This is a genomic window from Achromobacter sp. (assembly GCF_050285565.1).
Classification (GTDB): domain Bacteria; phylum Pseudomonadota; class Gammaproteobacteria; order Burkholderiales; family Burkholderiaceae_B; genus Achromobacter.
The window spans coordinates 621,877-642,494 of sequence record NZ_JBLZXG010000002.1 but is presented as its reverse complement, the minus strand read 5'-3'; the positions used below and the strand labels follow the sequence as shown (position 1 = coordinate 642,494).

Here is a 20,618-nt window from a genome sequence, read left to right as displayed (position 1 = left end):
ATCGCATGTGGCGCGGCCCGGGGGGCCGCTTTCGCGCCAATCGCCGCCACGCCGGACGGCGCGCGCGGGGTCAAGATGGCCAGGGGCGGCGGCGCCGCCTCTTGGCCGGGTCAGGCAGCCTTAGTTGGCCTGGCTGACCATCGTTTCAACCATCTCCCACTTGCCATTCTTGACTTCGTAGATGGTGACCGAGATTTCCTTCAGATCGCCATTCTTGTCGTAGGCGATGTGCTCGCTGGTCGCGCCCTTGCGGTTCAGCTTGGCCAGTTCCGGCAGGTACTTCTCGGGCTTGGCCGAACCGGCGGCTTCGATGGCGCTGATCATGTTCCAGGCGCCGTCATAGGCGTACGGCGCGTAGACGCCCGGGGCCTTCTTGAAGCGGGCCTGATAGCGCTGCTCGAAGTCCTTGCCCGCGGCCATCTTGTCCAGCGGCACGCCGGCCAGCGAGGCGAAGGTGCCGTCGGCGGCGTCGCCGGCCAGCTTGATGAAGGTGTCGCTGCGGGTCATTTCGCCCGAGACCAGCGGCGCCTTCAGGCCGAGCGTGGCCAGCTGGCGCTTCATCGGGCCGGACTGCGCGTCCAGGCCGCCGTAGAAGATGGCGTCGGGCGCCGAGCCCTTGATGTTGGTCAGGATGGCCGTGAAGTCATTGGCCTTGTCGGTGGTGTACTCGCGGCGCACCACCTGGCCGCCGGCGGCCTTGACGGCCTTCTCGACCTCGTCGGCCAGGCCCTGGCCGTACGCGGTACGGTCATCGATGATGGCGACCTTCTTGGCCTTCAGGCTCTGCACCATGAACTTGCCGACCGCGGCGCCCTGCTGGGTGTCGCTGGTCATCATGCGGAAGGTGGTTTCGTAGCCCTGCTTGGTGTATTCGGGCGAGGTCGCCATGGCGATCTGCGGCAGGCCGGCTTCATGGTAGACGCGCGAGGCGGGGATCGTGGTGCCCGAGTTGAAGTGGCCCAGGATGCCGACGACGTTCTCGTCGACCAGTTGCTGCGCCACCTGCACGCCGACGCGCGGGTCGGCCTGGTCATCGCGCGACACCAGCACGAACTTGGCCGGCTGGCCGTCGACCTTGATGCCCTTCTTGTTGGCTTCTTCCAGGGCCAGGTTCAGGCCGTTCTGCATGTCCTCGCCGTAGTGCGACTGCGGGCCGGTCAGCGGCGCGGCAAAGCCGAACTTGACGTCGGCGGCGTGCGCGGCGGCGGCCATGCCAACGGTGGCGATGCTGGCGGCGACAAGCTTCAAAGTGGTGCGAAACTTCATGGGAATCCTCCGGTATGTCGGATGTGGCTTTGTTATCTATACCTGGGCTTTTGGGCCAGATGATCTATTTAAGTGCGATTGCCGGGTTGCCACAATCGAACTTCAGGTGCGACCGGATTTTGCTTCGAGTGCAACCTCACTCGATATTGGAGATAACCCTTGGTTGCCCAAGGGTTACCCCTCGGTCACGCTCAGCCGATGGTCATGAGGCTGGCGTTGCCGCCGGCCGCGGCCGTATTGACGCTGATGGAACGCTCGGTCAGCAGGCGTTCCGGCACATAGGAGGCGCCCGCCGCCAGCGCGTCCGAGGTCAGCCCATGCACCGCCAGGATCGCGCCGGGACGCTGCGCGATGCGCTGGTTCAGCGCGCGCAGCGCGTCGCCATCGCCCTCGAACAGCACCGCGTGATAGTCGGCCTGGTCGACCTCGGCATCGGCCAGGATGCCCGCCTGGCCTTGCTGCTCGGCGTCCAGGGTGGCCAGCAGCGCCTGCGCCGCCGGCGTATCCGCGAACCAGGCGTGATTGCCCGTCAGGCGCGCCGCGGCCCACTGAGCGCGGGCGCCGGCCTCGGTGGCGGCCACGCAATAGACCGCGCCACGCGGCTCGACCACATACGTGTTGGTCTCGCCCGTGGGACCCGGCAGCGCAATGCGCTGCGGCAGCGGTGCCGCCGCGTCCAGCGCCGGCGGCAGGCCCTCGGGGCGCGTGCCCAGCAGCCGGTACAGGTATAGCGGGCCGCCGGCCTTGGGGCCGGTGCCCGACAGGCCCTCGCCGCCGAAGGGCTGCACGCCGACCACCGCGCCGACGATGTTGCGGTTGACGTAGACGTTGCCGGCATGGATCTGGCCGGTCACGTGGACGATGGTTTCGTCGATGCGGGTATGCACGCCGAAGGTCAGGCCATAGCCGGTGGCGTTGATGGCCTCCAGCAGCGCGTCGAGCTCGTCGCGGGCGTAGCGCACCACGTGCAGCACCGGCCCGAACACCTCGCGGGTCAGTTCGCCGATGTGGTCGATCTCGATGATGGTGGGCGCCACGAAGGTGCCGTGGCGGCATTCGCCGTTCAGCTCGACCTGGTCCACCCGATGGCCGGCCGTGCGCATCGCGTCGATATGGCGCTGGATGTTGTTGCGCGCCTCGGTATCGATCACCGGGCCGACATCGACCGACAGGCGATCCGGATTGCCCACGCTCAGCTCGCGCATCGCGCCGCGCAGCATGGTCAGCACGTGGTCGGCATTGTCTTCCTGCACGCACAGCACGCGCAGCGCCGAACAGCGCTGGCCGGCCGAATCGAAGGCCGAGCTGAGCACGTCGAACACCACCTGCTCGGACAGCGCCGACGAATCCACCACCATGGCGTTCTGGCCGCCGGTTTCGGCGATCAGCGGGATGGTGTGGCCGTCATCGTCCAGGCGGTCGGCCAGCGTGCGCGCGATGATGCGCGCCACGTCGGTCGAGCCGGTGAACATCACGCCACGCACGCCGGGACTGGCCACCAGTTGGGCGCCCACGGTTTCGCCGCGTCCCGGCAGCAGTTGCACCGCGCCGGCCGGCACGCCGGCGGCGCGCAGGATCGCCACCGCCTGCGCCGCGATCAGCGGCGTTTGCTCGGCGGGCTTGGCCAGCACTGTGTTGCCGGCCGCCAGCGCGGCCGCGACCTGGCCGGTGAAGATCGCCAGCGGGAAGTTCCACGGGCTGATGCACAACACCGTGCCCAGCGGACGGTGCGTGTCGTTGCTGAATTCGCGGTCGGCCTGGTCGGCGTAGTAGCGCAGGAAGTCCACCGCCTCGCGCACTTCGGCGATGGCGTTGGGCAACGATTTTCCGGCCTCGCGCACGATCAGGCCCAGCAGGGTCTGCATCTGCTCTTCCAGCAATTGCGCGGCGCGGCGCAGGCATTGCGCGCGTTCGGCCACCGGGGTCGACTGCCAGATGGGCGCGGCGTTGGCGGCGGCGCGCAAAGCGGCCTCGGCTTCCTGGGCGTTGGCCTCGATCACATGGCCGACCACGTCGCGCAGATTGGCCGGGTTGCGCACCTCGATGGCGCGGGCCCCGTCCCAGGCGCCGTCGCCCTCGCCCAGCATGGGCGCGGCGCGCCAAGGCGTGGCGGCGCTGGCCAGCAGCGCCGCCGACAGCGAGCCGAGGCGATGCTCGTTGCTCAGGTCCAGCCCGGCCGAGTTGGCGCGCGCGCCCTGTTGCGGGCTGCCGTAGAGCTCGCGCGGCAGCGGGATCTTCTCGTGCGGCGCGCCCAGCGGCACGATGCGCGCGGCGGCCTCGACCGGGTCGGCCACCAGCGTCTCCACCGCAATGCTGTCGTCGCCGATCAGGTTCACGAACGAGGTGTTGGCGCCGTTTTCCAGCAGGCGGCGCACCAGGTAGGCCAGCAGCGTTTCGTGGGTGCCGACCGGCGCGTAGATGCGGCAGGGGCGGTTCAGCTTGCCCTGCGCCAGCGGCCCCACCACTTCGTCGTACAGCGGTTCGCCCATGCCGTGCAGGCACTGGAACTCATACTGCCCGGGGTAGTAGTTCTGGCCGGCCAATTGGTAGATCGCCGCCAGCGTGTAGGCGTTATGGGTGGCGAACTGCGGATACACGGCCTCCGGCGCGCCCAACAGCTTGCGGGCGCAGGCCAGGTAGGCCACGTCGGTATAGACCTTGCGGGTGTAGACCGGATAGCCCTCCAGGCCGTCGACCTGGGCGCGCTTGATTTCGCTGTCCCAATACGCGCCCTTGACCAGGCGCACCATCACGCGATGGCGGCTGCGGCGGGCCAGGTCGATGACGTAGTCGATGACGAACGGCGCGCGCTTCTGGTAGGCCTGGATGACGAAGCCGATGCCGTTCCAGCCTTCCAGCTCGGGCGTGAAGCACAGCGCCTCCAGCAGATCCAGCGAGATCTCCAGGCGGTCGGCTTCCTCGGCGTCGATATTCAGGCCGATGTCGTAGCTGCGCGCCAGGATCGTCAGCGCCTTCACGCGCGGCAGCAGCTCGGCCATGACGCGCTCGCGCTGGGCGCGGCAATAGCGCGGGTGCAGCGCCGACAACTTGATCGAGATGCCCGGGCCCTCGTAGATGCCCCGGCCGGCGGCGGCCTTGCCGATGGCGTGGATGGCCTGTTCGTACGACGCGTAATAACGCTCGGCGTCCTCGGCCGTGGTGGCCGCTTCGCCCAGCATGTCATAGGAATAGCGGAAGCCGCGGCTTTCCATCTTGCGATTGTTGGCCAGCGCCTCGGAGATAGTCTGGCCCGACACGAACTGCTCGCCCATCATGCGCATGGCCATGTTCACGCCCTTGCGCACCAGCGGTTCGCCGCCCTTGCCGATCAGGCGCGTCAGCGCCTTGGACAGCGACTGCTCGCTGCTCACCGCCACCAGCTTGCCGGTGATCATCAGGCCCCAGGTGGCGGCGTTGACGAACAGCGATTGCGAGCCGCCCATGTGCGATTTCCAGTCGCCGCGCGCGACCTTGTCGCGGATTAGCGCGTCGCGCGTGGCGCGGTCGGGAATGCGCAGCAGCGCCTCGGCCAGGCACATCAGCGCCACGCCTTCCTGGCTCGACAGCGAAAATTCCTGGATCAGCCCTTCGACCCCGCCGCCGGTGCGCTTGCCGCGCAGCTTCCTGACCAGGTCGGAGGCCATCGCGTGCACTTTTTCCAGATTGGGCATGCGGGCCTGGCCCAGCAACAGCGGCACGCATTCCGGCTCGGGGCGGCGATAGGCGGCGGTAATGGCGGCGCGCAGCACCGATTGCGGCTGCACGTCCTGGCCGAACTCGTAGAACGGCGGCGTGGCGGCGGCCTGTTGCTCGCCATTTTCGTCATCGCCGCCCTCTTCCCCTGCCAGATGCGACATCTCGGCCGGCAGGTGGCCGCGCTCGATCTTGTCCAGGTAGGCGAGGATCGCCTGCTTGTGCAGCCAATGCGGCGTGCAATTGAGTTTTTGCGCGGCGGCCTTCAGGCGGTCGCGCAGTGCGTCATCGACCTTGACGCCGAGGGTGGTACTGGCCATAAGAGATTGCTTCCTGTCGCATGGCAGAGGTCATACCGGGCCCACGAGGGGGCCCGGTATCGGTAGAACCGTATGCTAGTCAGGTTGCAACCAGGTTTGTATTAAGGTTAACCCTAGGGTTAACCGATTGAGATCGCGGCGGCTTTTGCCGCCCCGCCCCCGGTCAGGCCGGGTCGGATTGCGGCAGCGGCGAGCAGCCCAGCATCCGCACGGCGCCGCCGCTGTCCGGCGTCTGCCCGCGAATGGCCGACGCCATGGCGCCGGCCAGCGCCGCCACCGCGCGCTGCTGCGCCGACACCAGCGCGGGCACGCCCGCCCCGGAGACCGATTCGGTGACGACACTACGGCACAGCAGGCCGTTGCCTTTGAGGTTGACCGGCCGCACCCGCCAGGTCACGTCCAGTTGCGCCTCGCGGTCGGCCACCAGGTCGAAACGCTGCACGTCGGTCTGCACCCGCCAGACGGGCGCGGTGGGGCCGGGCTTGACCACCTGCACGTCGAGAGCGCCCAGGTCGTGCTTGAGCGCATCGGACAAGGCGCCGCGGATCTCGTCGCCCAGCGGCGCGGACCAGCGCTCCGAATACAGTGCCGCCACGCTGCCGTCGCCGGTACGCACCATCAGCTGCGGCTGGTCGGCCTGGCTCGTCACGTTGACGTCCTGCACCTCCAGCAGGAACGGCGCGGCCGCGCGCGGCACGGCCGGAGCCTGCGCCGCGGGCCGTTGCAGGGTGTAGTAGCGCACCGGCGGCGACGAGGCGCAGGCGGACAGCAGCAGCGGCAGCGCCAGCAGCGCCAGGCCACGGCCAGTGGCGCCGGGTCGGGAGGTCGGAAAGGGACGCAAGCGGAGTCGGGTCATGAGGTCAGTTCCTGACGGGGCCGGCGCCGGGGATCGGGTCGTTGCCCCGGCCGCGCAGCAGCGATTCGGGATTCGATTGCAGGAAGTCGGCCAGCGCGCGCAGCGAACGGGCGGCGCGGCTCAATTCCTGCATGGCCTTCTCGGCATTGACCGGCAGCGAGGCGTCCGAGGCCACCAGCGCATTGAGGCTGGCCAGGGAGTCGCGCGCCTGCTTGAGCACGCCCTGCGCTTCCGGCGCCACCTGCTTGTCCAGGCGGTTCATCAGTTTGGAGGTGCTGGCCAGCGTGGTGCGCAGATCCTCGCCGATCTTGTCGAACGGAATCTTGTCGATCTTGGCGACGATATTGCTGACCTGCTGCTGCAATTGGTCGAGCTGGCCCGGCATGGTCGGGATCATGGCCGGGCTGGACATCTTGAACTCCACCGGCTTGGCGTTGGGGAAGTTGTCCAGAACCACGTACAACTGGCCGGTCAGCAGATTGGCGGTGCGCAACTGGGCGCGCAGGCCATGCTTGATCATGATGGCCAGCAGGCGTCCGCCGGCTTCGTCACCGTCCTTGATGGCGTGCTCGCGCACGTCGTCGTAGACCCGGCCCAGGCGTTCCGGATACAGCGTCGCGTCCACCAGCGCGAAGAAGCGCTTGCTGACGGGATCGAAATCCATATTGATCTGCGTGACGTTGCCCAGCGTGATGCCCGAGAAATCGATCGCCGCGCCCACCGTCAGGCCGCGGATCGACTGGTCAAAGCGCATGCGGATCGGGAAGGCTTCGCCATCGGGGTTGGCCTTGGCGGCCGTCTCGGTGGGGTACAGCTCGAAGTGCGTGTCGGCCGCCGCCGGCGCGCTGGCGTCGCGCGCGCTGTAGACCGGCTCGAACGCCACGCCGCCCACCGCCATCGACACCAGCGACTGGGTGCGCACCTTCAGGCCCTCGGCATTGACGCTGAAATCCACGCCGCTGGCGTTCCAGAAACGGGTGCCGTTGGTGACGAAGCGGTCGTTGGGCGCGTCCACGAACACCTCGACGTTGACCGCATTGCCGGTCTTGTCCAGGGCATAGCCGATCACGCGGCCCACATTGATGCGACGGAAATACACAGGCGAACCGATATCCAGCGAGCCCAGGTCGGCGGCCTTGAGCTTGAAGCGCTTGCCGGCGCGGTCATGCGTCACGGCCGGCGGCGTCTCCAGGCCGACGAAGTGCAGCTTGGTCGCCTTCTTGGCGCCGTTCTTGCCTTCGACCGCGTCCACGCCGATGTAGGCGCCGGACAACAAGGTTCCCAGGCCCGACACGCCGCTGACGTCCAGGCGCGGACGCACCACCCAGAAATTGGTGCCTTCGCGCGCCAGGTCCGCCACGTCCTTGGACAGTTCGGCCTGCACCACCACCTTGCTGCGGTCGGCGTTAAAACCGATCGATCTGACGGTGCCGACGTTCACGTCCTTGTAGCGCAGCTGGGTCTTGCCCACTTCCAGCCCCTCGGCCGTATTGAATTCGATCGACACGTCGGGACCGGCCTGCATCCAGGTGCGCACCACCAGCGACAGGCCCATCAGGGCCGCGACGACGGGCACCAGCCAGATCCATGAAATCCGGCTCTTGCGCTTGCGCGAGATCGTCGGTGATGCGTACTTCTCGTCACCAGATCCAGGTGCTTGGTCGGACATCGGTTTTTCCTTTTCTGCTTCAACAACGCCTGGCGCCGGCCGATCCCGCGCCGGACTCAGCCGGCGTCCACGGCGGCGGACGCCGCACGCGGGGATTGCGCCCGCGCCGGGTCGTCCAATTCACTTTCTGATTCCAGATCCCAACTGCGCCGCAGGTCGAAGCTCATCGCGGACAGCATGGTCAGGATGACGACCACGCCGAACGCCGCCGCGCCCGCGCCCGCGCTGATCTCCATCAGACCCTGGAAATCCGCCAGGGCCGCCAGCAGAATCACCACGAACACATCCAGCATCGACCATTGGCCGATGAACTCGACCATTTGATACAACCGGGTGCGCGGACGCAGGTTGGTGGTGCTGCGCCACTGTTCGGTCAACAATAACAAAATCAACGCGAGCAATTTGGTCAGCGGCACCGCCACGCTGGCGATGAACACGATCAGCGCGATATCCCAGGAGCCCATGTCCCACAGTTCCACCACGCCGCCCAGGATGGTGTGAGCGCTGTCGCCCAGCACCGAACGGACTGTCATCACCGGCAGCACGTTGGCGGGAATATAAAACACCACGGCCGCCAGCAATAGCGCCCAGGTGCGCGCCAGGTGGTCGGGCTTGCGGTAGTGCACCACCGCGTGGCAGCGCACGCAGTGGTGGTCTTCTTCCGGATCGGCGGCGCGCGGCACCGCCTGCACCTGGCCGCAGACGTGGCAGCCGGTCAGCACCGCCTCGGGGCCGGCCTCGGGCACGCGCACCGGCACTACGCCGTCGCTCTCGGCATAGCGCCACAGCACGTGCGGCGTCAGGCGGCCCAGCATGGTCAGGAAAACGGTGAGGATGCCATAGGCGAACAGACCGATGCCAGGCGCGACCGCCGCCATGCCGGCCAGCTTGACCACCGCCACCAGCACGCCCAGCAGGAAGACCGGCACCATGCACCACGGGCGCAGCAGGCCGAGCAGCCGCATCGCCGCGCGAAAACCCGCCGGCTCGGCGCCCCGCGACAAAGGCCCCAGCACCCACAGCAGCACGGCCAGTTGGAACAGCGGCAGCACGAAGCCCGCCAGCCCGGTCATGATGGCCACGGTGTAATGCCCCTGGCGCCAGGTGATGCCGATGGCATCGAGCAGCGAGGCTTGCTGCACCATGCCCTGCACCGACATCGAAGCGACCGGATAGGCGTTGGCCACGCCGAAAATGATCAGCGCGGCAATGGCAAGCGCCAGCCAATTGGACAAAGTAAGCCCGCTGTAGCGCCAGAGTATGGTGCCGCAGCGGGCGCAATTGGCGGTCTCGCCAGGTTCGAGCTGATGTCGGCGATAGATGCTCGCGCAGTGTTCGCACTCGATCAGCGGCTGGCTCTCCGCGGTCGTCATAAGCCTATTCGACGAGCTCGACTTCCTGCTTGTCGGGCGCCGCCGAAGGCGGCTTGCCGTGATCGTCGAAGTCCAGCGTGACCTTGCCGGCCTCGTCCAGGTCCACCGTGACGGTGCCGCCGTCGACCAGCTTGCCGAACAGCAGCTCGTCGGCCAGCGCGCGCCGGATGGTGTCCTGAATCAGGCGCTGCATCGGCCGCGCGCCCATCAGCGGGTCGAAACCTTCCTTGGCCAGGTGCTCGCGCAGGGCCGTGGTGAACACGGCCTCGACGCGGCGCTCGTGCAGTTGGTCTTCGAGCTGCATCAGGAACTTGTCGACCACCCGCAGGATGATCTCGCGATCCAGCGGCGCGAACGGGATGATCGCATCCAGCCGGTTGCGGAACTCGGGCGTGAACATGCGGCGGATTTCCGCCATTTCGTCGCCCACCACGCGGGAGTTGGCGAAGCCGATGGACGGCCGGTTCAAGGTCTCGGCGCCCGCGTTGGTCGTCATGATCAGGATGACGTTGCGGAAGTCCGCCTTGCGGCCGTTGTTGTCGGTCAGCGTACCGTGATCCATGACCTGCAGCAGGATGTTGAAGACATCCGGGTGGGCTTTTTCGATTTCATCGAGCAGCAGCACGCAATGCGGCTGCTTGGTGATGGCCTCGGTCAGCAGGCCGCCCTGGTCGAAACCGACGTATCCCGGCGGCGCGCCGATCAGGCGCGACACCGCATGGCGCTCCATGTATTCGGACATGTCGAAGCGCAGCAGCTCCACGCCCAGCGTGAAGGCCAGCTGGCGCGCGACTTCGGTCTTGCCGACGCCGGTGGGGCCGGAGAACAGGAAGGCGCCGATCGGCTTTTCCGGCTTGCCCAGGCCCGAACGCGCCATCTTGATGGCGGCCGACAGCGCCTCGATGGCGGTGTCCTGGCCGAACACCACGGTCTTGAGGTCGCGGTCGAGCGTGGCGAGCTTGCTGCGGTCGTCGTTGGAGACGGACTGCGGCGGAATGCGCGCGATCTTGGAAACGATGTTCTCGATGTCGACCTTGCCGATCACTTTTTTCTGGCGCGAACGCGGCAGCAGGCGCTGCGCGGCGCCGGCCTCGTCGATCACGTCGATGGCCTTGTCCGGCAGGTGGCGGTCGTTGATGAAACGCGCCGACAGCTCGGCGGCGGCCGACAGCGCGGCGGCCGAGTAGCGCACGTTGTGATGCTCTTCGAAGCGGCTCTTCAGGCCGCGCAGGATCTGCACGGTCTGCTCGACGCTGGGTTCGGGCACGTCGATCTTCTGGAAGCGGCGCGACAGCGCGTGGTCTTTCTCGAAGACGCCGCGGTATTCGGTGTACGTGGTGGCGCCGATGCACTTGAGCTGGCCCGAGGACAGGGCCGGCTTGAGCAGGTTGGAGGCGTCCAGCGTGCCGCCCGAGGCCGAGCCGGCGCCGATCAGCGTGTGGATTTCGTCGATGAACAGAATCGCATCCGGGTTGCCGCGGATCTGCTTGAGCACGCCCTTCAGGCGCTGCTCGAAATCGCCGCGGTACTTGGTGCCCGCCAGCAGCGCGCCCATGTCCAGCGCGAACACTTGCGCGGCCTGCAGGATCTCGGGGACTTCGCCGCGCGTGATGCGCCAGGCCAGGCCCTCGGCGATCGCGGTCTTGCCCACGCCGGCCTCGCCGACCAGCAGCGGATTGTTCTTGCGCCGGCGGCACAGCACCTGGATCACGCGCTCGACTTCGTGCTCGCGCCCGATCAGCGGGTCGATACGGCCGGCCAACGCCGCGGCGTTCAGGTCGGTGGCGTACTGATCCAGCGGCGATTGGCGTGATTCGCCCTGCTCTTCACCATTGGTCTGCTGCTCTTTCTGCACGGCGGCGGACTCCACCTGTGGCTGTTTGGTAATGCCATGCGACAGGAAATTCACCACGTCCAGCCGCGTCACGCCCTGCTGCTGCAGGTAGTAGACAGCGTGCGAATCCTTTTCGCCGAAAATGGCCACGAGCACGTTCGCGCCGGTGACCGGCTTCTTGCCGGTGCCACCCGCGGAGACATGCATGATCGCGCGCTGGATGACGCGCTGGAAACCCAGCGTGGGCTGGGTGTCGACTTCCGCGCCACTGGGGATCACCGGCGTGTTTTCCGAAACGAACTGACGCAGGTTGCGGCGCAGGTCATCCAGATTGGCGGCGCAGGCGCGCAACACTTCGACGGCCGAAGCGTTATCGAGCAGCGCGAGCAACAGGTGCTCGACGGTAATAAATTCGTGCCGGGCCGAACGGGCCTCGACAAAAGCCATATGCAGGCTGACTTCAAGCTCTTGGGAAATCACGCTTCCTCCGTAACGCATCGAAGCGGGCAAATACACGATTCATATTCTATGCCGATCAGGGCGTAACGCCAGCGATTTCAAAAACCACGCTGTCATGACGGCCTTGCGCGTCCATGACGGTAAGCGTATACCGTCCGTCCCGCGTCAGCACCAGATTAAACGGACGACCCGAGGCGGCCTGACCCACCACGCGACCATCGAGCATCCACCAAACTTCGCCTTCGGCGCCCTGCACATCCACATCCACCGCCACCTGCGCACTGCCAGGCACCGGCCGCAATACCGACCCGGCGGCCACGCCGCCCAGGCGCAACGGCCCCTGCGTGGCATCGGCATAGCCGGCGAACGACGGCGGCACCGTGTCATTCAAGGCCCAGGCCGCGCGCTGCTCGGGGCATTCCCCGGACGGCACGCTGCCCAGCCGGTAACCCAGCGGCCAGCAGGTCACGACCGGCTGCACCGTGGCGGGCCGCACGCGCACGTGCTGGGCGCCTTCCGGCAGGGCCGCCACGATATCCTGCAGTAGCGGCGCCGCCACATTCGCCCCGAAAAAGCCGGGATTGGGGGTGCCGTCCGGCCGGCCGACCCACACACCGATCGTCCAACTGTCGGTCACCCCGACCGCCCAGGCGTCGCGGAAGCCGAAACTCGTCCCGGTTTTCCAGGCCAGTTGCCGCGCCGGGCTGCCCGACTGGTAGAAGGGCCGGTCCGGGTGGCCGCCGCCTTCCAGGATGTCGCGGACAATCCAGGCCGCGCCAGCACTCATCATACGGGACTCGACCCGGGGCTGCTCCGGCCGCAGGCGCGCACGCCCGGAAATCCCCCCGCGCGCCAGGGCCCGATACGCCCCCACCAGTTCTTCCAAGGTGGTGCCGCCCCCGCCCAAAATCAAGCTCAGGTTGGGTTCCGCACCGGCCGGCAAACGCAACCAGACCCCGCCCGTCAGCATAACCGAGGCGAACCGCGTCGGCCCGACCCGGTCCAGCAGATCCACCGCCGGCACGTTGAGCGAACGCTGCAGCGCCTGCGCCACACTCACCGGCCCGGAAAACGCCGCCTGGAAATTACCCGGCGCGTAGCCGCCGAACGACAGCGGCGCGTCGATCAGCAGGCTTTCCGAGTGGATCAGGCCGTCATCGAGCGCCTGGGCGTACAGGAACGGCTTGAGGGTCGAGCCCGGCGAACGCACGCCGCGCACCATATCCACATGGGCGTAGCGGGAATCATCGGAAAAATCGGCGGAACCGGCGTAGGCCTTGACCTCCAGCGTGTCGTTGTCCATCACCAGCACCGCCATGGAGACCTTGGGCGGCAGGTTGTCGACCCGGTCCAGCAGCATGCGCTCGACCGCCGCCTGCATGTCGGCGTCCAGGGTCGAGGTCAGCAACGGCGGGCGGCTGCCGGGACGGCGCGCCCCCGCCTGCGGCCGGCCAGCTTCCTGCAACAGCCGCTGCGCCGCCAGCGGCGCCAGCCAGCGGGCGCGCAGCGGCGGCGCGACGACCTGCTCGATCTTGGCGTCGGCGACCTCGGCCGGCGTCCAGCGGCCCAGTTCCACCATGCGGTCCAGCACCTTGTCGCGGGCGGCCTGCGCGGCCTCGGGATGGCGGTCCGGCCGCAAGCGCGACGGGGCCTGCGGCAAGGCGGTCAGCATGGCCGCCTCGGCCGGGCTGAGATCACGCGCCGGCTTGCCCAGCCAAAGCCGCGAGCCCATCTCGACGCCCTCGACGATGCCGCCCATGGGCGCGTGGGTCAGGTACAGCGACAGGATCTCGTCCTTGCTGTAATGCATTTCCAGCTGCACCGCGCGCCAGGCCTGGCGCAGCTTGGCGCTCATCGAGCGCGACGGCTTGCCGGCCAGTTGCGGGTCGATCAGGCGCGCCACCTGCATCGTCAGGGTCGAGCCGCCCGAGACGATGCGGCGGTTGGTGGCCCATTGCCAACCGGCGCGCGCCAGCGACACGGGATTGACGCCGGGGTGCCAGTAGAACCAGCGGTCCTCGTAGGTCAGCAGGGTATCGAGGTAATGCGGCGACACCTGCCCGGGCTTGACCGGGTAGCGCCAGATGCCGTCGCGGCTGGGATAGTTGCGCAGCGGCGTGCCGTCGGCGGCGACCACCACGGCCGCGCCGCCGGAATCGATGGGGGGCAAGGGATAGAGGCGGTCGAACACGAATAACAACGCGGCCAGCGCTAAAAGCACGCTGGCCGCGTAGAGTCCGCGCCGCCGCCAGCGGCGGGCGCGCGAGGCGCCCACCGGCGGGGTGGCGGCGGGGTTCAAGGACGCTGCTTGGCGCTGCGATCGCGGATTTCGACCGTGCTCCATTGCTCGCCTACGCCCCGGATCTCAGGCCGGTACATGTCTTCGGCCACGGTCGACGGCACCGCGTAGCGGCCCGGCGTCACGACCCGCACCAGGTAGAACACGTCGACCTTGCCGCGGCCCAGCGAGACCGCCGCAACATACCGGTCATCGCGGAATTCGCGGTGCTTGATGTTGGGGTCGGCCATCGCGTCGGCCACGCGGCGCCCGCCGATGCTCCAGTCCTGCATTTCCGGGCTTTGCGACAGGTTCAGGTTCTCGACCTCGAAACCGGCCGGCACGCGGTCCACCAGCAGGCCATCCGGGATGTTCTGGTTGGCGCTGGCCTGAACCCACACCACCAGCATGTCGCCGGTCTGCAGCGTGCCGCCATCCCACGGCTTACCGTCCGGACGGTACCAGCCGCGCTTGAGCTGGATCACGTCGTTGCGCGGCGCGGGCACCGTGGTCGGGCTGCCCTGAATGTCGTACTCGACGAACAGCGACTGGCTGCCGGTGTTGGTCAGTTGGGTGCCGGCCAGTTGGGCGGCGCTCAGCGACACGGTGCGGTCGGACTTGCCGCCTTCCAGCTCCTGGCGCGCGCCATTGACGGTCAGCGCCGCCTGCCACGGCGTGGCCTTGTCGCCGCCCGCGGCGCGCGCGGCCAACAGCAAGGCCATCTGTTCCTGGGTCGACAGGTACGAACGGTTGCCCATGCGCGCGGCCAGTTGCGTCATCAGGTTCTCGACGCGGTCATGGCGCAAGTCGTACTGGTTGGCCAGCGCGTAGGCCAGCGCGTAGTCACGCACCGCGCTGCCGTAGTCGCCGAGCCAGTCGTCGTAGTAACTGTTGGCGCGGCGGGTGATGCCGTACTCGCGCGTCAAGGCCAGATCGAGCGCGCGCTTCATGCGCCCTTCGTCGCCCATCAGCTTGAACGCGGCGGCCAACTGGATCAGGGGCAGCGGCGAACGCGCGCGGTCCTGATAGTTGTCGAACAACTGGCGCACCGTCGACAGCGGCGCCTTCTTGTCGCGCGCCAGCGCCAGGGCGGCGGTGGCCAGGCCGGCGAAGCGGCGGTGGTCTTCGCGCAGCACGCTCAGCCCGCTGCTGTCCAGCCGGCCCGACTCGAAATCGCGCTTCAGGTTGGCCGACCAGGTGCCGAACGAGCCGCTGCTCTGCTGCACCTGCTCCAGCAGCCACTGGCGCGAACGCTCCAGCGAGGCTTCGGGGATGGCGAAGCCCTTGTCGCGCGCATCCTGCAGGAAGCCCACGGCATAGGCCGTCAGCCACACGTCGCGCGCCGACGAACTGCTCCACAGATTGTAGGAGCCGACAGCGTTGCGCATGCCCGACAAGCGGCCGATGGCGCCGGCGACCTTGGCTTCACGCTCGGCCTGGGTGCGCGGCTTCAGACCAAACTGCTTGGCCGCTTCCTCGTCGATCAGCACCCACGGCAGGGTCGCGCTGATGGTCTGCTCGGTGCAGCCGTAGGGGTAGTTGAGCAGGCCTTCGACCACGCGGTTGACGTTGATCGGCGGACGGTTCGAGACCGTCATGCTGACCGTGGTGGAGTCCGGATAGTACGAGGCCACCCACGACGCCTGCGGCGTGTTGGATTCGCCCGGGTTCAGGCGCAGGCGGCGCACCTGGCGCTCGGCCGCATAGGCCGGCTGCACCTGCAACACCGATTCGCGCACGATGTGGATCGGCTTGGCGCCGCCCTGCCCGTCCACGGTCAGGCGCATCAGGCCCAGGCCGTAGGAACCGGTGGTGCTGGCGGTAAAACGCAGCGTGGTGCGTTGCTTGTCCTTGAGCGTCACGGTGCGGGTGCCGTCGACGATGCCGACCGGATCCAGCGCTTCCAGCTTGACCGTCACCTTCTGGTCGGCGCCACTCAGATTGGTCACGTCCAGCGCGATCGCGGCCTGGTCGCCCGGGGTGATGAAGCGCGGCGTGTTCAGCTCGGCCACGATCGGCGCCGCCACCACCATTTCGGTGTCGGTGCTGCCGAAGTTGTCGGCGGTGAACGCAACGGCCATCAGGCGCAGCGTGCCATTGAAGTCGGGCAGGTCCAGCGGAATGTCGGCCTCGCCCTTGTCGTTGAGCTTGACCGGACCCGAGAACAGGTCGACCAGCTTGACCTTCTTGGGCAGGCTCTTGCTGTCGCCGCGCATGGCGGCGTCGCCGCCCCACTTCAGCTTGCCCTTGGTGCCGTCCATCTTCTCGATCAGCTTGCCGTACATGTCCAGCAATTCGGGCGCGTAGCGGTGCTTGCCGAAGAAGAAGTCGAGCGGGTCGGGCGTGCGGTACTGGTTGATGTTGAGAATGCCGACATCGACCGCCGACAGCGTCACCATGGCCTGCTTGCCCTGGGCGCCATCGACCTTCACGCGGACCGTGGTCTTGGTCTCGGGTTCGGTCTTGGCGGCGGCCGTCAGCTTGACGTCGAGCTTGCGGTCGGCGCTGGCGATCGGCAGGAACGTCAGGCCCAGCGCGCGCGCCGGAGTCACGCGGTCGCCTTCGCTGCCGGGGCGGAACACCGCCGCGGCCACGTACAGGTCATGGCGCTTCCAGCTCTTGTCGATCGGGATTTCCACTTGCGTGCCGGTCGCCTTCACGGCCACCCAGGTCGACCACAGCATGCGGTCGCCTTCGACGGTGATCAGGGCCTGGCCATCATGCGGCGGCGTCAGGGTCAGCTTGACGCTGTCGCCCGGCTTGGCCGGCACGCCTTCCAGCTTCATCTGCACACGGTCGGGGCGGTTGCCCATGGCGTCGGCATCCTGGGCGTCCCAGCCCGCGTAGAAGCGGTAGCGCAGGGTCTCGCCGGTCTCGGGATCGGCGATTTCCAGGCGGTAGCGGCCCCACTTGACCGGCACCGTGAACTGGCTGCGGTCCTTCAGCGCGATCTCGCGCGAGTCGAGCAGTTCCTCGGTTTCGGTGTAGCCGCTGTTCCAGCCGCGCTGGTCGTCAAAGCGCCAGTAGTACTGGCGTTCCTCGCGGTACAGGCGCATCTGCGCCTGCGCCAGCGGCGCGATCTTGCCCTGGGCGTCCACGCGCAGCACTTCGAACGAGGCCGGCGCGCCTTCGCGGGCGACGTCGCTGTCGAACTGCGGCCGCACGGCGATCAGCTTGTCGGCCGGCCAGACGCTGCGCTCGATCGAGCGCACCACCGGGCGGCCGCCCGATTCCAGCAGGCTGGCCGAGACCCGCACCTTCATCGGCGAATGGGTACCCTCGGTGCGCGGTTCGATTTCCAGTTGGGCGGCGCCGGTCGAATCCAGCGCCGCTTCCGGCAGCTCCTCGAAATGGCGGCGCGAATCGTCGGCCACATCGCCGAAGATGAAGCCGGGCCATTGCTGCGGCAGCGCGTAGCGGTCGCGCTTGACCTGGAAGCTGGACAGCAGGCGGTTGCCGGCGGCGGGCGCGCCATACAGATAGTCACCCTGCACATCGACGGTCAGGGTGTCGTTCGGCGACAACACATCCTGGTCGGAGGTCAGCGCCATCTTCATGCGTTCGGGCAGGAATTCCTCGACCTGGAACTTCCAGGAAGCGTCCGGGGCGCGCGAAGCCGGGTCGACCCGCAGTTCCAGCATCCAGGCGCCGGTCTGGGCGTCGGGCGGCAGGTCGATGGCGCGCTCGACGTAACCTTGCAGATCCTTGGCGGGCTGCCACAGGTTGGTCGAGACCACGCGGCCATCGGGACGCTTGAGCGTGGCGGTCAGCGGCGCCGGCGGCATCACGCGGCCGTCGAGGTCGCGCGGCAGCACCGAGACGTGGAAGGTTTCGCCGGGGCGGTAGAGGTTGCGGCCGGCGTAGACGAACAGGTTATTGGGGCGGGAGATATGGCCGCCGGTATCGAATTCGGACAGGTCCAGCGCCGGCTCGGCCAGCGCCAGCACGGTCATTTCCTTGTCGCGCGAGGCCCGGATCACGCGGGCGTTGGTGAAGCTGCCATCAAAACGCACGTGGCCCTGGCCGTCAGCCTGGGCCTTGGCCAGCACCTTGCCGGCGCCGTCCACCAGTTCGAACAGCGCGCCGGAGATCGCCTGGCCGCTCTTGAGCGACACCGAATAGGCCTCGATGCGGTCGCTGTAGCGGCGCGCGTGCAGGCCGATGTCGCTGACGTAGAAGTACGTGACCTGGTACTCGTAGCGGAAACGGCCGGGCTGGCTCATCACCGCGACGTAGATGCCGGGCTCCTGCAATTCCTTGATGCCTTCGACCGGCAGGAAGGTGACGTGGCGGCGGTTGGGCTTGTCGTCCGTCAGGAAGCGGCCCTGGTAAACGCTGGTGGTCAGCGTGTTCAGGCGATCCAGATCCCAGTTGCTGACCGAGCCCTTCAGGCTGCGGTTGCCGGAATAGCGCCAGCCATCTTCGTCGTCGTAGCCGCCGGATTCGTCATCGTCCGACGTGTCGGTGCTGCGGCCGATGCCCAGGACGGTCTCGAACAGTTCCGGCACGCGCTCGGGCGCGACGCGCAGGAACTGCACGTCGACCTCGGGCAGGTTGACGGTCGCCACCGGCAGACCGCCGTTCTGACCGGCCGGCAGCACCACGCCGCGGCTGGCGAAGTAGAACGACGGCGGCATGGCGTCGGTGGTCACCTCGCAATGCGAGGCGGTCGCCAACGCGACCTTGTCGCCGGCGCCGGGCAGGCCGGCGCGCACCGAGATGGCGTACGAACGCTGCGGCTGGACGTAGGGGAAATACACCATGCGGGGGTTCGACCCGACCACCCAGTTACCCTGGACGATCTTGCCCTTGGGCGCGGCGTCGCCGGGCTTGACCGAGGCCGGCTGATCGCCGGCGCGGGCGGCCTGTTCGCTATCCTGATCGGGCTTGCCGGAGGCGGCACCGGTATCGACCACCTGCAGGAACTTGCTCAGGTCGGCCTTGGCGTCGACCGGCTGAGTGAAGGTGATCGCCAGCGACAGCGAATCGTTGTACTGGCGCGGCTGGCAGTTGAGCGTCGCAAACGGGTCGGCGGAACCGACCGTGGCCGCAGCCGGCAGGGCCTCCGGCTTGGCGCCGCCGGCAGCCGGTGCCGGTGCAGGCGTACTGGCGGCAGACGGCGCGGCGGGCGCGGCCGGCTGGCCGCCCTTGCCCATCCACCATCCCACACCGATGGCACCGGCCACCACGATCGCGCCGGCTACCGCCAGCCAGGTCTTGCTGTTCTTTCCACTCACGGCAAACCTCCCCGCCTACTCGAATGCGATGCTCCTTTGCGGCGGAGCTGCCGACCTGATGTTGCCGCGCGCTTCTCGGTACGCGGTTCCTGCCTTGCTATGCGGTACAGCAGAACACCGCCTGTCGCGGCGGCGCTTTCTTTCTATTCAGTTCAGACCGGTTCCATCACGCACTGCAAGGGGTGCTGGCGTGCCCGCGCGTACTGCGCCACCTGGGCAATCCGGGTGGCGGCGAGGTCGCGCGGATAGACGCCGCAGACGCCGCGGCCTTCGTGATGCACCTGCAACATGATGCGCGTGGCCTCTTCGTGGTTCTTGTTGAAGAACTTCTGCAGCACCTTCACGACGAACTCCATCGGCGTGTAGTCGTCGTTGAGCAACAAGACCTGGTACATCGGCGGCGGCGCAGCGCGGGCCGGTGCCTTTTCGACGACCAAATCGTGCTGGGTATCCAAGGTAGAACTCATAGGGCGGCTATTCTATTTAATCAGGGGACGGCTTGCATGTAACTTACGCAAAATTACACGTAGAAATGCGTAGTTTCCATACTTGACTCAGCAAAGAAAAGCGGCGCATTATCCACGCATTCTGGGGTTTTCAATTCGTCGAAAACCTGCCAGGAGGCCGGAGGGGGGACAGGGGTCTAGACCGCGATGCCCTTCTGTCAACATACGATTCAATGAGGCAGTCCGCATGTCTGATACGACCGCAACCGCCGTCCAAGGGGACAATCCCAAATCGACGGGCACCGTCAAATGGTTCAACGATGCAAAGGGGTTTGGCTTCATTACGCCCGACGATGGCGGTGAAGATCTGTTCGCCCACTTCTCGTCCATCCAGATGAATGGTTTTAAAACCCTGAAAGAAGGCCAGAAAGTGGCTTTCGAGATTATCCAGGGGCCCAAAGGCAAACAGGCGCTCAATATCACGGCTGCCTGAGTTACCCTTACAGCGCAACGGTAAGGTTGCGCCATTATCAGGCGGGGCTTTCGGGCCCCGCCTTGTTATTTTCTAATTACTGCGATTATTGCGTGTGGTTATGCTGAAGAATGCTGCGTTGTTTCGGGTCGGTCGTGCGTTGTTCAAAACGGCGTTCATTCAGGCGGCATCGCGCAGGACGAGCGCGGTATTGCTGAGCGCCGCCGCGCTGGCCCTGCCGCTGGCGGCTGGCGCGCAAAGCGGCCCGCAGGCGCCCCTGCCCACGACGCAGCTGGCCGCGGGTATCCATATTATCCGCGCAGAAGTCGCCAATACGGAAGCCACCCGCCGCGACGGCCTCATGTTCCGCAAGGAACTGGCCGGCAACGACGGCATGCTGTTCGTGTTCGAGCAGCCCGACGTGCAGTGCTTCTGGATGCGCAACACCTTGCTGCCGCTGTCGATCGCCTTTATCGCCGACGATGGCACGATCGTCAACATCGAGGACATGGCGCCCCAGACCGACGACGCCCATTGCTCCAAGAAGCCGGTGCGCTATGCGCTGGAGATGGCGCAGGGCTGGTACGCAAGCCACGGCATGACGGCCGGCCGCAAGATCGACGGCCTGCCCTGAGCCAACGCCCGGCCCGCGGCAACATGACGAAGGGAGCCCGCGGGCTCCCTTTTTGCTTGGCCGGCCGGCTTCGCCATGCGC

At 67.3% G+C, this 20,618-nt stretch carries 11 protein-coding genes; 2 read left to right on the top strand and 9 right to left on the bottom strand.

The window, feature by feature from the left end; genetic code table 11:
• Positions 1-120 precede the first annotated feature (120 nt).
• The 9 genes from ACN6O8_RS05930 to clpS form a co-directional block, all read right to left on the bottom strand.
• Positions 121-1,266, bottom strand: a complete 1,146-nt coding sequence (locus ACN6O8_RS05930) for a branched-chain amino acid ABC transporter substrate-binding protein (RefSeq protein ID WP_427990127.1) — start codon at positions 1,264-1,266, stop codon at positions 121-123.
• Between the two features lie 191 nt (positions 1,267-1,457).
• Positions 1,458-5,279 (bottom strand): trifunctional transcriptional regulator/proline dehydrogenase/L-glutamate gamma-semialdehyde dehydrogenase, encoded by a 3,822-nt coding sequence (gene putA, locus ACN6O8_RS05925; RefSeq protein WP_427990126.1) that lies wholly within the window; start codon positions 5,277-5,279, stop codon positions 1,458-1,460.
• Positions 5,280-5,442: 163 nt separating this feature from the next.
• The gene (locus tag ACN6O8_RS05920; protein ID WP_427990125.1) at positions 5,443-6,135 is read right to left on the bottom strand and encodes a PqiC family protein; all 693 of its coding nucleotides are present in this window, start codon (positions 6,133-6,135) and stop codon (positions 5,443-5,445) included.
• A 4-nt stretch (positions 6,136-6,139) separates the two neighbouring features.
• Complete coding sequence (locus ACN6O8_RS05915; RefSeq protein ID WP_427990124.1) at positions 6,140-7,804, bottom strand: intermembrane transport protein PqiB; 1,665 nt, start codon at positions 7,802-7,804, stop codon at positions 6,140-6,142.
• A 56-nt stretch (positions 7,805-7,860) separates the two neighbouring features.
• Positions 7,861-9,177: a paraquat-inducible protein A gene (locus ACN6O8_RS05910; protein WP_427990123.1), complete on the bottom strand. Its 1,317-nt coding sequence runs from the start codon at positions 9,175-9,177 to the stop codon at positions 7,861-7,863.
• Positions 9,178-9,181: 4 nt separating this feature from the next.
• Entirely contained in the window at positions 9,182-11,491 is a 2,310-nt protein-coding gene (clpA, locus tag ACN6O8_RS05905) for an ATP-dependent Clp protease ATP-binding subunit ClpA (protein ID WP_427990122.1), read from the bottom strand.
• Positions 11,492-11,546: 55 nt separating this feature from the next.
• Positions 11,547-13,769, bottom strand: coding sequence for a penicillin-binding protein 1C (gene pbpC, locus ACN6O8_RS05900; protein ID WP_427990121.1), 2,223 nt, complete (start codon positions 13,767-13,769; stop codon positions 11,547-11,549).
• On the bottom strand, positions 13,766-18,904 hold the full coding sequence (locus ACN6O8_RS05895; protein WP_427990169.1) for an alpha-2-macroglobulin family protein: 5,139 nt from the start codon (positions 18,902-18,904) through the stop codon (positions 13,766-13,768). The genes pbpC and ACN6O8_RS05895 overlap by 4 nt, the downstream gene beginning before the upstream one ends.
• 233 nt (positions 18,905-19,137) lie before the next feature.
• Positions 19,138-19,452, bottom strand: coding sequence for an ATP-dependent Clp protease adapter ClpS (clpS, locus tag ACN6O8_RS05890; RefSeq protein ID WP_427990120.1), 315 nt, complete (start codon positions 19,450-19,452; stop codon positions 19,138-19,140).
• 226 nt (positions 19,453-19,678) lie between these two features.
• On the opposite strand from clpS, the gene ACN6O8_RS05885 reads away from it, so the two are divergent.
• A complete protein-coding gene (locus ACN6O8_RS05885; RefSeq protein ID WP_006220277.1) occupies positions 19,679-19,924 on the top strand; it encodes a cold-shock protein in 246 nt (81 codons plus the stop codon).
• 100 nt (positions 19,925-20,024) lie between these two features.
• On the top strand, positions 20,025-20,537 hold the full coding sequence (locus tag ACN6O8_RS05880) for a DUF192 domain-containing protein (protein WP_427990119.1): 513 nt from the start codon (positions 20,025-20,027) through the stop codon (positions 20,535-20,537).
• Positions 20,538-20,618 lie beyond the last annotated feature (81 nt).